Annotated in this window: 9 protein-coding genes and 1 tRNA gene; 4 read left to right on the top strand and 6 right to left on the bottom strand. The window is 57.1% G+C overall.

What is annotated here, in order from left to right:
* Positions 1-52 precede the first annotated feature (52 nt).
* From A11S_RS01745 to A11S_RS01735, 3 genes are all read right to left on the bottom strand, one after another.
* Positions 53-127: transfer RNA gene (locus tag A11S_RS01745), tRNA-Thr, on the bottom strand.
* Positions 128-226: 99 nt separating this feature from the next.
* Complete coding sequence (locus A11S_RS01740; RefSeq protein WP_041802341.1) at positions 227-1,066, bottom strand: hypothetical protein; 840 nt, start codon at positions 1,064-1,066, stop codon at positions 227-229.
* A gap of 145 nt (positions 1,067-1,211) precedes the next feature.
* A complete protein-coding gene (locus A11S_RS01735) occupies positions 1,212-1,886 on the bottom strand; it encodes a TetR/AcrR family transcriptional regulator (protein WP_235068308.1) in 675 nt (224 codons plus the stop codon).
* A gap of 267 nt (positions 1,887-2,153) precedes the next feature.
* On the opposite strand from A11S_RS01735, the gene A11S_RS01730 reads away from it, so the two are divergent.
* From A11S_RS01730 to A11S_RS01715, 4 genes are all read left to right on the top strand, one after another.
* Positions 2,154-3,368: a secretion/conjugation apparatus DotM-related subunit gene (locus tag A11S_RS01730; RefSeq protein ID WP_015466761.1), complete on the top strand. Its 1,215-nt coding sequence runs from the start codon at positions 2,154-2,156 to the stop codon at positions 3,366-3,368.
* Between the two features lie 39 nt (positions 3,369-3,407).
* Complete coding sequence (locus A11S_RS01725) at positions 3,408-3,989, top strand: hypothetical protein (RefSeq protein WP_015466760.1); 582 nt, start codon at positions 3,408-3,410, stop codon at positions 3,987-3,989.
* Between the two features lie 79 nt (positions 3,990-4,068).
* Positions 4,069-6,660 carry a type IV secretory system conjugative DNA transfer family protein gene (locus tag A11S_RS01720; RefSeq protein ID WP_015466759.1) on the top strand — a complete coding sequence of 864 codons (2,592 nt, stop codon included), beginning with the start codon at positions 4,069-4,071 and terminating at the stop codon, positions 6,658-6,660.
* A complete protein-coding gene (locus tag A11S_RS01715; RefSeq protein WP_235067967.1) occupies positions 6,638-7,411 on the top strand; it encodes a DUF3211 domain-containing protein in 774 nt (257 codons plus the stop codon). The genes A11S_RS01720 and A11S_RS01715 overlap by 23 nt, the downstream gene beginning before the upstream one ends.
* A gap of 3 nt (positions 7,412-7,414) precedes the next feature.
* Here the strand turns inward: A11S_RS01715 and argS are convergent, their stop codons facing one another.
* The 3 genes from argS to recF all read right to left on the bottom strand — a co-directional run bounded on the left by argS (position 7,415) and on the right by recF (position 13,145).
* On the bottom strand, positions 7,415-9,181 hold the full coding sequence (gene argS, locus A11S_RS01710; RefSeq protein WP_015466757.1) for an arginine--tRNA ligase: 1,767 nt from the start codon (positions 9,179-9,181) through the stop codon (positions 7,415-7,417).
* An 81-nt stretch (positions 9,182-9,262) separates the two neighbouring features.
* Positions 9,263-11,725: a DNA topoisomerase (ATP-hydrolyzing) subunit B gene (gene gyrB, locus A11S_RS01705; RefSeq protein ID WP_015466756.1), complete on the bottom strand. Its 2,463-nt coding sequence runs from the start codon at positions 11,723-11,725 to the stop codon at positions 9,263-9,265.
* A 259-nt stretch (positions 11,726-11,984) separates the two neighbouring features.
* Positions 11,985-13,145: a DNA replication/repair protein RecF gene (gene recF / locus A11S_RS01700; RefSeq protein ID WP_235067958.1), complete on the bottom strand. Its 1,161-nt coding sequence runs from the start codon at positions 13,143-13,145 to the stop codon at positions 11,985-11,987.
* Between the last annotated feature and the right edge of the window lie 46 nt (positions 13,146-13,191).

Here is a 13,191-nt window from a genome sequence, read left to right as displayed (position 1 = left end):
TACAGTCTCTATTGATCATCATGCAGTGGAAATTGTCCCCTGAAAGGGAAAATGGTGCCGGCGGAGAGGATTGAACTCCCGACCTTCGGTTTACAAAACCGCTGCACTACCGCTGTGCTACGCCGGCGCGCCGTGAAGGGCGAACCCGGCCTTTATACCGGGGGGGGATGCGGTTTTCAATTGGGAAAATGACGCAATCCCCGGGCAAAATCCGGATTTTTTGCCCTTATGTGGCGTAATTGCGCCCGTGCCGGGTTTCCAGGGCGGTGATCAGGGCCGCGGCCTTGGTGTTGTCCAGGTCTTCGTTCCCGATATACAGGCCATAGACCCGGGCCCCGTTTTTCAACGCAAACCCGGCGTCGGTTTCGGCATAGGCCGCCATCAACGGCATGGCCGAAGTGTTCGTGCTGAAATTATGCGTCACCGAAACGGCGGTGGTTGAATTGATCCAGAACCGCGTGCGGTTGTTGGCGTGGCTGTGCGATATTAAAATCAGATAGTCGGTGTTGGTGGACAGGACCACGCCGGATGAGACCGAGGCCGCGCTGGTTCCGCGTTGCGCCAGATATACGATACCGCCATTCACATAGGCGCTGCACCATCCGGCGGGTGCCGAATCCGCACCGCCATTAAACAAGCGTTGCACGCCGGACCAGTCCGCGCCGCGCACAGCAAAGCCCAACCAGAAATCAGCCCCGCCCGTTGTTTTGGTCAGGTTTTGTAAAAAAGCCGTGTTGGTCCCGCTGGCCAGACGGAAATAATCACCACCGTCCAGCGCAAAATACGCCGCCGCATCCCCCGCCGTGCCCGTAAAAGTGGGATAGGTTGTGCCCGTCGTGCCATCACCACGTGAAAAATCATACGCGGTTTGCGCCGCCCCATCCGCCGGGCTTGCGACCAGATTGGCCCATGTCGTGCCGGTTCCGGCGTAACTGCCCACCATCGTGGCGTCGAGATCGGCGACAGTGGAGGGCAAAACCGCCTTTAACGACAGGTCGGTGGGGCCGGCATCGGCCCCCATCCCAAAAAATTCACCCCGCACACCATATCCAACCCTGCACAACATCACTTCGTGCCCCCTGCTTTATTCCCGTTCGTGAACCAAAAGACGAAAGGAAGGGTATCAGGAATTAAATCCTATATCAAGAAAAAATTCCTATTGTATTGGCATGGGTCAACCCAGCCCGGACTAACGCGCCAGCGAAAACTCACTAAATAGCTGAAAAACCACGAATAAAGACGGGAACGACCAGATCGACCACCGCGTCACGCTCGGCCTGGGTCAGCGGACCGCGCACGCCCAGCATGCAGCGCATGTGCTGGTCCCCCTCCAGCATGCTGAAGAACAGGGCCGCCGCATCGACGGGCGATGGCACATGCATCCGTTTACGCTCGTGCTGATGCTGCAGATAGGCGGCCAGCATGTTGTGCGCCTTGCACGGGCCGCAATCGTAAAACCCTTGGCCCAGCTCCGGGAACTGCCGCCATTCGAAAATCACGGTGCGATAGAGGGCCAGCGCCTCCTCGTCATGGATCATTTCGATGAATTTTGTCGCCAGCGGGCGCAGCGCCAGATCCGGCTCCAGCGCGTGATCCAAAAGCCCTTCCATATTGGCCAGAAACGCTTCGCAGCGTTGCATCACAACGGCGGCAAACAGGTCGTTTTTATCGCGGAAATGGGTGTACAGCGTCGGTTTCGACACCGGGGCGGCCTCGGCAATGGCTTCCATACTGGTCCCGGAATAACCACGCTCCAGAAACAGGCGCGTGGCCGCGACCATGATGGCGTCACGTTTCGGGTTAAATTCGGTCGCAGTGGCGCAGGCAGTTTCAGCCATGGGAATGCCGGGCTCCATCGATTTAAAGGGAATGGCGACTGTACCCATCACGGCCAACAATCACAAGAAAACTCTGTGTTTTACACCCAAGGGATATGTTTTCATAAACTGCACCCCGCCACAGGTTTTTTTATGTCTTTTCAGGGTCGTGGGACTTGGTAAAAATCGGGTTTTTCTGCTATCCTATGAAGGGTTTGGGGTCCGTTCATCATCCGTGCCGAAGGGCGCGGTCCGTGGGCTCTGGCTCCCCCGAGTTTACATACCAATTCACCATGTTTGCGCCCGCCCCAAACGGCGCACCTGACGGAGAGTGCTTTGTCCGATAAGGCTTCCAATACGACCAGCGAAAACGCCGTCGGTTATTCCATTCTGGCGGTGGTGTTCTTCTGCCTGTTTATCCTGTTCTGGTATTTCAACGAATACACGGTGAAGGACGCATTCCGATGGATCCGCTGGGCGGAGATGTCGGTTGTGTCGTTGGTTGTGCCGGATGATTACTCGGTCAATTTTCAAGGGCAGGATTTTAATTTCAAGGAAGCCAAAGACGCCATTGCCACAATCCCGAAACGGGAATTGAACGCGCTGAACGTCAGCTATATCGGCACGATGTCGATGGCCCCGTTCAAATATATCTTCATCGCTATTCTGGCCGCGATTGCATTGTGGTGCCAGATGTATGGCCCCGGCACCAACAACCGCCGCAAGCTGGATTTGAACGGGCTGATCCGCGCGCAGGCGAAAAACTTCCCCGCTGTTGCCCCGTTCGTGAATTTCAACCCGTCCACACAACCACCGCGCCCGCCGGGATCGCCGGTGCCATCCGAATTGCCCGCCTTTGCCGAAGCGTTGGGGCCGGAAGAATGGTTGGCCTATAACAACGTCCCGATGCCGGATGGAAAAATTGACGAAGGTGCCGCGTACATGGCGTTCGCCCGTCAACTGGGCCCGCGGTGGCAGGGATGGATGAAACTGCCCGATTACAAACAGGTTTTGCTGGCTGCGTTCTGCCTGAAGGCGTCACGTAAACGGAGCGATGGCGATGCCATGATGGGTCGGATTGCAGCATGCTGGTCGTTTGAAAAAGGATTGCAGTTGTCGAAGGACCGCAAGCTGGTCAGCGATGCCCGCAAGGTTTTGAAGAACAAAGATCTGGCCGGTCTGGTCCTCAGCCGCGCCAACCAGCACGCGTTCCATACCACCGCAATGCTGCGCGCCATGGCCACCGCCCGCGAAGAGGGTGGCGTTCTGGCCCCGGCGCAATTCGTCTGGCTGCGCGCGCATGACCGCACGCTGTGGTATCCGCTGAACAATCTGGGGCGGCAGGCCTTCCACATGGAAGGTCTGGGGGCGATGGCCCATTACAAGGCCGAAAAAATGACCCAACGCCCAATCCCGCGCCCGAAGGTCGAGGGCGCCGTGCAGGTGATCCGCGATTACATGGCATCCGACCGTGCGCGTCCGGTGCCGCAACTGGATTACAAGGGCGGCAAGCGCGGCCTGAAAAAGCCCAAAGGCAGCGGCAAGAAATAACCACGTGAAAAGATTCAAGACACAAAGGACGATGACACCATGAAATCGCTGTTCACCAATTTGACGGGTAATTATTCATCAACGGCCAGTGTTGTTGATGGCACGCTGATCCTGTCTTTGCTGGATGCTGTCACGCCAACCGTGTGGCAGATGGAATTGGGCCATGCGCGCGCGTCCGCGCTGGAACTGCGCAAGCAGGATGACAATAATTTCCTTCTGGTTTTGAAAACACCGCGCGGGGATGTGCATGACATCGCCCCGTTCGACAATCGTGGCCGGGCCGTTGCCGCCCTGCAAGCCGCCAGCCGCGCAATGGAACAGGCCCGCGGCCAATTGCGCCCCGTCAGCAACGGCGAATATCGCAGCAACACCCTGCCCGCCCTGTACCAGACAAAACACGCCGACAACGGCAAGGCCGGAAAAATTTTCGCTGGCATCATTGTCGCCGCAGTCATTGTGATTGCATTGAACATCGCCTTAACATCGGGCCGCCCGGTCCCGCCGCAATCGGCAACCAGCATGGCCACGGCCAGCGCCACCACAAACACCCCCGCCACAGCACGCCCGGAAGCCGGCGCACCGATTTCGGCGGATGATTACTTACGATCCGTTGGACAGTAAAAAAACCAACACGCGTATAACGACACGAACAAAGTAAACGGCGCATGACGCGCCACACTGAAGAAAGCCCGGACCGAAAATGGCCCTCGATACACGAAAGTACGGCAAGAAACATACCGACCTCCTGCGCGACACCCGCCCCTGGCTGGTGCGCGTTGCGGAATGGATGCGCAAGCCATCCAACTCGACCGCCATTTTCACCATGGCGGCGGGCGGCATTTATTTCTCACCGGGCTTTGCCGCGGCGGGCGACCTGGTTATGGTTGCGGCGCTGCTGTATTTCTGGTGGCTGAAAAAATCGGACCGTGCCATCGCGTTCAAATTGCCGATGGGTTCGAAATATCCGGATGCGAATAACAAGGGCCCGGGCCGCAGCGGCAAGGGCGAAGGCATTCTGTATCTGGGCAACATGGAAAAAACCAACGAAGAAGTCTGGTTTACCAACAGCGACGCCCGGACCCACGTTCTGTATCTGGGCACCACCGGTTCCGGTAAAACCGAAGGCCTGAAATCCATGGTGACGAACGCGTTGTCATGGGGATCGGGTTTCGTTTACGTCGACGGTAAGGCCGATACGGATTTGTGGTCGTCCCTCTCCTCGCTCGTGCGCCGTTTTGGCCGTGACGACGATTTGCTGGTCCTGAACTACATGACCGGGAACTCGGACAGCCGCGCGCCGTCCAACACGATGAACCCGTTCAGCTCCGGCTCCGCATCGTACCTGACCAACATGCTGGTCAGCCTGATGCCGGAAGCCGAAGGCGATAACGCCATGTGGAAAGAACGTGCGGTATCGTTGGTCGGCTCGCTCATGCCGGCGCTGACATGGAAACGCGCGCACCAGGAAATGCCGCTGTCGGTCAGCACCATTCGTGAATATCTGAACCTGAACAACGTTATCCGTTTGTCGCGCGACCAGGCTTTGCCGGAAAAACTGCGCTCTTCCATTCGCGGTTATCTGGACACGCTGCCGGGTTATGTGGATGCGGCATTTGATGATACGGGCCGCGAAAAACCCGCTGGCCCGGATCAGCCGATGATCGACACCACAACCGCACGCCAGCAGCACGGTTATCTGGCGATGCAGTTTACGCGTTCCCTTCAATCGTTGGGCGATGATTACGGTTACATCTTCGACTCCCAAGCCGCCGACGTTGAAATGGTCGACGTGGTTTTGAACCGTCGTATTCTGGTCGTTCTGATTCCGGCGTTGGAAAAATCATCGGACGAAACCGCCAACCTCGGTAAAATCGTTGCCGCGACATTGAAGGGCATGATGGGCTCGACGCTGGGCTCCACCGTTGAAGGGGAATCCGCAACCGTCATTGAAAACAAACCCACGCACTCATCCACCCCGTTCATGGTGGTGTTTGACGAAGTTGGTTACTATACCGCGCAAGGTATGGCCGTTATGGCGGCGCAGGCCCGTTCGCTGGGCTTCTGCCTGATTTATTCGGCACAGGATTTGCCCGCGCTAGAAAAACGCGTGAAGGAAGAAGCGCGTTCCATCACTGCGAACTGTAACATTAAAATTTTCGGCAAACTGGAAGACCCGACACAGACCAAAGAATTTTTTGAAAAGACCGTTGGTTCCGAACTGGTCATGGAAGCATCCGGCTTCCAGCTGTCCGGCGATCGCAGCGTGGGGTCTTACTACGACAACAAACAAGCTGGTCTGCAAATCCGATCCAAAGCCAGCTATGACGGGTTGAAAGCCTTCAAAGAAGGCCAGGCCGTTATTTCGTTTGGTACAGGCGTGATTGACACCGCCATTTTCTACTCCAACCCCGGCCACGCCAAGGCGATGCGCGTTACGCGCTTCATGGCTTTGCCGCCGACCGATGAAACATTGCTGACCAACGCGCCGTCGATTACTAAACTGCGCGACCTGATGGTTCACAAGACATGGACCGCGTTGAAAGCCGACGTACAGACCAAAACGCCGAAAGAAATCACGGCGATGGATACGACATATCAGGCCGCTCTGCCCGTTCTTGGCGCGGGCGTCACCGCCGGTATGGCCGCCGTGGCCTCGATCGCCGTGATGAACGGTGATGCCAGCGTCAGCGGATCCACCAGCGCGGGACCGGCCGAACGTATTCAGGCCGAAGCCGCCGCACAGACAAACAATCAAATCACCAACCAGCCCGCCGCAACCATGCCGCCATTGACCGCGACACGCCCGGCCGAACCGGTGGTGCAGCAACCGGGCTTTAACCCGATGCAACAGATCCTGAGCAAGTCGAAGGGTGAGGCCACTGCCAGCACCCCAGCCACCGACACACCGGCCACACCGGCACAACAAGCCCCATCAGCACCGGATCAACCCGCACCGCAAACCAGCGCGCAAACAGGCGCAAACCCGATGGGCTTCTTTACAAAGGCTCCCGGAAGCTCATCAGGCGAAACGCAGGCGGCGACACCGCCCCAGCAACAACAAACGCAAGCCCCTGCCCAACCCCCTGTCGAGCGTCCGCTCAGCTGGGACGAACTGGTCGATGCGGCGGGCGATGGCACGGCCCTCCCCGGCGCACAACCGACGCAAGAGCAACAAGCCGCACCGAACCAAAGCGGATTGGATGCAGAAACGCAGGACATCCTGAAAAAAGCGGGCGAAGCCGCGCGTAAGAACCTGATTAAAGGTACGGATGATGGTGAAGCGGCTGAATAACGCACGCCCCAACCAGCCCCCCCGCCCGACCGAGGCGGGCAATGCCTTTTTTATCGTTCTGATTGGCGTGGTGCTGTTCACCGCCCTGATGTTCACGTTCAGCCGTGGCGCACAACAAGGCGGCGGCAACATCGCCAACCGCCGGGCCGATTTATCGGCAACCGAAATCCTGGATTACGCATCCAAACATGACCGCGCCATCAATCGTCTGTTGTCGCGCAATTGTTCCGAAAGCGAATTGAATTTCGAAAACGCATCCATCACAAATTCCGACAATGCGGCCGCCCCCACAGACGGGCATTGTGACGTGTTTGCACCGAACGGCGGCGGCATATCGTTTACATCCATCCCAGCGCAATGGCTGGATGACGAACATGACGACAAGGATGGGTATGGACTGCCCGTCTTTGGTGGCGACGCCCGCATGCTGGATATCGGCGGCAACGATGCCACGGATCAGGATCTGATTTTATGGATCGGTTTTATCAGCGCCGATGTTTGCGCGGCCATCAACAAGAAGCTGGGCATCGACCCGATGCCCACATTCGTCGACGGGCCCTATGCCGGGCTGTATTACACCGGAACATTTAACAATACGTGGCAGGCCGAACTGAGCGAACCGGGATTAAAAGCCGCCTGCGCTCGCGAAGCCAACAGCGATAACGCCTTTGCCGACACCGCCAACGCCCCGTCGGCGAACCAGTCCATTGCCGGTTCGTACCATTTCTATCACGTGCTGATTGCGCGCTAAGGCCTACATCCGCTCCGGAATGTCGATCCCCAGCATATTCAAGGCCAGTTCAATATGTTTGAACGTCAGCGCACTGAGCGCCAGACGGCTGGAGCGCAGCCCTTCATCACCTTCCGACAAAATGTGGTAATTGCCGTAGAAGCTGGAATACGCATTCGCCATGCGGTAAACGAAATCGCACAGCACATGCGGCGTGTAATTGCGCAGGGCCATCTCGACCGTCTCTGGCCATTCCGCCATCAACAGGATCAACGCACGCCCCTCATCATTCACCGTGATGGCATCCGCCGGCTTGAATCCTTGATCCGCCGCTTTTTTCAGCAGGGATTTGATCCGTACCGCCTGGTACTGTAAATACGGCCCGGTTTTCCCTTCAAAGCTGGTGAAGCGATTGAGGTCGAAAATATAATCCGATTGCCGTTGGTTTTGCAGGTCGGCAAATTTAATCGCGGCCACCGCCACTTGCAACGCCACCTTGTCCTTGGCCGCGTCATCCATATCCTGCGCGACATTGGCGGATTTCATTTGCTCGACCACGGCGTCACGCGCCATGCCGATCATGTCCTCCAACCGCATCACGCCACCGGCGCGGGTTTTGAACGGTTTGCCATCGGCCCCGTTCATCGTGCCAAATCCGGCGTGGGTCAGTTCCACATCATCACGCACGATCGCCCCGATGCGCGCGGCACGGAACACCTGTTCAAAATGCAGGGATTGGCGTTGATCAACGACATACACGATTTTATCGGGGTTAAAATCGTTCACCCGCTCCACAATCGTGGCCAGATCGGTGGTGCCGTACATCACCGCGCCATCGCGTTTGTACAGGATCAGCGGCGGAATTTCCTTCTGGTCATCATCCGTTTTCACCGGAACGATGACGGCGCCGTTATCTTCAATCGCGATGCCGCGTTGACGCAGATCATCAACCATGGGCGCGATATAGGGGTGGGAATCCGCCTCACCCTTCCACAAATCGAAATGCACGCCGAGCAGATCATAATTGCGCTTCACACCCGCAATCGACACATCGACGAAATGTTTCCACAATGCGCGGTATCCCGGGCGGCCATCCTGTAATTCCACGGTCGCCTGACGCGCGGCATCCATCCGGGCCGGATCATCCTTGCACGCGTTTGCCGCGCGCGGATAAATCACCTCCAGATCGGCCATGGTCACCGGCGGTTCCGCCGGGTACGGGCCGGTAAAATTCGCATCAAAATACGGCCATTCCGGATGATTGATTTCCAGTTCAGACAGGATCATTCCCATCGGCGTGCCCCAATCGCCCAGATGCACGTCGCCAATCGCCCTGTACCCGGCGAAAATCGCCATGCGGCGCAGGCAATCACCGATAATGCAGGGACGCAAATGGCCAATATGCATGGCCTTGGCCACGTTTGGTCCACCGTAATCCAGCACCATGGTTTTTCCGGCGGCAATGGGGGCCGCGCCGAAACGATCATCGCCCTTCAAACCATTGGCGAAACCGGACAGATATTCATCGGTCAGCACCAAGTTGATAAAACCCGGCCCGGCGATTTCGATTTTGGCGAACATCGGATTGGCGGACAGGCGCGCGGAAATGGCATCGGCCACAGCGCGCGGGTTTTTCTTCGCCGCCTTGGCCGCCATCATCGCGCCGTTGCATTGGAATTGCGCCAGATCCGGGCGGTCGGATACACGCACAGCCCCCATCGCCGCATCCAGCCCTTCGGCCACGAACGCATCACCAACGATTTGAGAGAGTGTTTGGATAAGAGAAGTCATGATTTTAACCACGAATAAACACGAATGAACACAAATACGACAACCATTCGTGTCTATTCGTGTTCATTCGTGGTTTTGTTTTTAAACGTCCAGATTGGAAACTTTCAACGCGTTGTTCTGAATGAACTCGCGGCGCGGTTCGACCACGTCGCCCATCAGGGTCGAGAACAATTCATCGGCCTTCTGCGCGTCTTTAATCGTCACCTGCAACAGGGTGCGCACCTCCGGGTCCAACGTGGTTTCCCACAATTGTTCCGGGTTCATTTCACCAAGACCTTTATAGCGCTGGATCTGCAGACCCTTGCGGCCATATTCCTGCACGGCTGTATGCAGGCTCATCGGGCCATTGATGGTGCAGATGACTTTGCCATCCTTCGTCACGAAATCGGCCGATTCCGAGAAGTTTTCGCGCAAGAAATCAATCACACCGGCCAGGCGATAGCCCTCGGCCCCGCGGACCTGTTCCGCCGGAATGCGAACACGGTCGGTGACGCCGCGCAATGTGCGTGTGGCCATATAACCGCCCACCGGGGTAAATTCGACTTTCCAGCCTTTTTCTCTCGGCCCGGCGATCGCGTTCAGGCGATCCGCCATGGCGGCGCAGATTTTTCCAGCCAGTTCCGCATTGGCAAACACGTTTTCATCGAACGCACCGGCGATTGCGGCCTGTTCAACCACATCATCATTGCCGATTCGTTGCGCCAGCGTGTTGATCGCGTTGCGGACCGTGCGGGACCGCACCATCAGATCACGCAGATCGTTACCACCGCGCGCCGACGGGCCAGCGCCCAGAACGACATCATCAATCGCCGCATCGATCAGATAGTTTTCCAGCGCGGCTTCATCTTTCAAATACACTTCGCTGGAATTCCCGCGCTTCACTTTAAACAGTGGCGGTTGCGCGATGTACATATACCCACGCTGGATCACTTCCGGCATGTGGCGATAGAAGAACGTCAGCAACAGCGTCCGAATGTGCGCACCGTCAACGTCCGCGTCAGTCATGATAACGATTTTGTGATAACGGATTTTGTCAATGTTAAATTCATCTTTAATCCCGGTGCCCAGGGCGGTAATCAACGTCCCCAATTCCTGGCTGCCGATCACACGGTCAAAACGCGCGCGTTCAACGTTCAGGATCTTACCGCGCAGCGGCATAATCGCCTGGTTCCGGCGGGACCGGGCCTGTTTCGCGGAACCACCAGCCGAGTCACCCTCGACGATGAAGATTTCGGATTTCGACGGGTCGCGCTCCTGACAGTCGGCCAATTTGCCCGGCAGAGTGGAAATATCCATCACACCTTTGCGGCGGGTCAAATCACGGGCTTTACGCGCCGCTTCACGGGCCGTGGCGGCCTCGATCATTTTACCGACAACCTTCTTGGCCTCGGTCGGGTTTTCACCCAGCCAGATATTCAGATATTCGCCCACAACCGATTCAACAACCGGGCGCACTTCGGACGAAACCAGTTTGTCTTTCGTCTGGGACGAGAATTTCGGGTCCGGCACCTTCACCGACAAAACGCAGGTCAAACCTTCGCGCATGTCATCACCGGTGATTTTCAGATCTTTTGCTTTTTTCAGCAGACCTTCTTCTTCCGCATATTTCGACAACACGCGGGTGAGCGCGTTACGGAAGCCCTGCAGGTGCGTCCCGCCATCCCGTTGCGGAATGTTGTTGGTGAAGCATTGCATGGTTTCATGGTACGCATCGGTCCATTCCATCGACACTTCAACGGTGATGTTGTTTTCTTCGGCGCGCATATACACCGGCTTTTTCGCGATCGGTGTTTTGTTGCGGTTCAGATAGTGAACAAAGCTTTCGATCCCGCCTTCGAAGAAGAATTCGGTTTCGCGCGGTTCATTCGTGCGATTATCGCGCAGCGTAATGCGCACGCCCGAGTTCAGGAACGCCAGTTCGCGCAAGCGATCTTCCAGCGTTGTGAAATCAAATTCCGTCATGGTGAACGTCGCCGGTGACGGCAGGAAGGTGACTTCCGTACCATTGCGCTGGCCCGGTTTCATGTCGCCCACTTCTTTCAGCGGGGCCTCGGCCTCACCGTGGCGGAAACGCATGAACCATTCTTTGCCTTCGCGCCAGATACGCAATTCCAGCCATTCGGACAAGGCGTTCACAACGGACACACCAACACCGTGCAGACCGCCGGACACTTTGTACGAATTCTGGTCGAACTTACCGCCCGCGTGCAATTGCGTCATGATCACTTCGGCGGCGGACACGCCTTCTTCGGCGTGAATACCAACCGGAATACCGCGGCCGTTATCGCGAATGGTGGCGGACCCATCGGCATTCAATGTCACGACCAGCAAATCAGAATGGCCGGCCAAGGCCTCGTCGATGCCGTTATCGACAACTTCGTACACCATATGGTGCAAACCCGATCCGTCATCGGTATCACCGATATACATGCCCGGGCGTTTGCGCACGGCATCCAGACCCCGCAAAACCTTGATCGAATCTGCGGAATAATTTTGGGCGGCGTCTTCGTTGCTCATGATGTTCTTTTGGGCCGGTTCGCTCATGGGTCGCGGGTCCATTGGCTCTTTTTAAAGGTTATGACAATAGCGCCTTTTCACCCCCGCAAGCGCCTGAAAAAGCGCAGAAATTCGGGGTTTTTGACGTGGTCTGGTTATAGCACACCCCATCCCCAAATACACCCGGAATCAACGTGATTCCCACCCTTTTCCGGGGGTTTCTCAGGGTGAAATTTTGCATTTTATTTCAGATAATTAAGGTGGGTTTGACCGGGTCAAAAACAACCCCGCAAAAGGTCAGGGCGCATCACGCCACAGCGCGGGCCAAAACAGGACTTAAACGGCCATGATCCACGCCAATAAAGGTCGCCGTATCGCCCACCGAATCGAACAGGGCCAAATCCGTCCCCGTCATCCAGACCTGCGCCCGCAGATCCAGCAATTGGCGATACAGGGCCGCCCGGCGGTTTTCATCCAGATGGGCGGCGATTTCATCCATCAACAACACGGGCGGTGCCCCGCGTTCGGCCGCCACCATGCGCGCATGGGCCAAAACGATCCCGATCAACAGAGCCTTTTGCTCCCCCGTCGAACATTGATCGGCTGGCATCGCCTTGGCGATATAGGTCACATTCAAATCCGATTTATGCGGCCCCGTCGCCGCCCCGCCCGTTTGCGCATCACGCATCCGGCTTTGGCGCAGTTGGTATCGCACCATTTCCTCGACCTCGAGCGCAGGCACGCGACGGACCAATTCTTCCATCGTGCCGGAGAGGCCCAGCTGCGCCCGCGGAAACAACGTCGCCAGATCGGCGGGCACACGGTTGATCGCCTGTTGCAAGCGCTGGACGAAATCCTGTCGCGCGGCGGCAATGGATACACCGGTTTCCGCCATGGTGATTTCCAACGCATCCAACCATGCCGGATCGGGGACACGGCCCAAAGCCCCGTCCTGCAACAACTTCGAGCGTTGCCGCATCGCGTTTTCATACCGTGTCATACGCCCGGAATGGCCGGGATCAAACGCAAACACCATGCGATCCAGAAACTTGCGACGCCCCGATGCGGCATCGGTAAACAACCGATCCATCTGCGGCGTCAGCCACAGGATGGACAGATATTCCGCCAAGGCCGATTGTCCGCCCTTGGCATTTTCGCCATTGATGCGCACGATGCGTTTATCATCCGCGCCATCGCGTCCCGTGCCGATGCGCACCGGGCCATAGGCGCTTTCAACCCGCGCGGAAATCGCCCAGGGTTTCTCGGTGCAATCGTTTTTTTGCAATTCGGAAATTTTGGCCGTGCGCAAACCGCGGCCAGGGGCCAGAAAGGAGACAGCCTCCAGCACGTTGGTCTTGCCCGCACCATTCGGCCCGCACAAAATCACCGGCCCGGGTTTCAAACCGTCCAGCGCGCCGTCATCGTAACAACGGAAATGATTAAGATGCAGGGTTTCGATAAAACTCATACCCTGACCATAGACCATATCACTGCGCTCACGCACGCATCGTGAA

The sequence above is a fragment of the Micavibrio aeruginosavorus EPB genome (assembly GCF_000348745.1).
Classification (GTDB): domain Bacteria; phylum Pseudomonadota; class Alphaproteobacteria; order Micavibrionales; family Micavibrionaceae; genus Micavibrio; species Micavibrio aeruginosavorus_A.
Note: the sequence above shows the minus strand (reverse complement) of the source record. Positions and strands in the feature narration are given on the sequence as shown.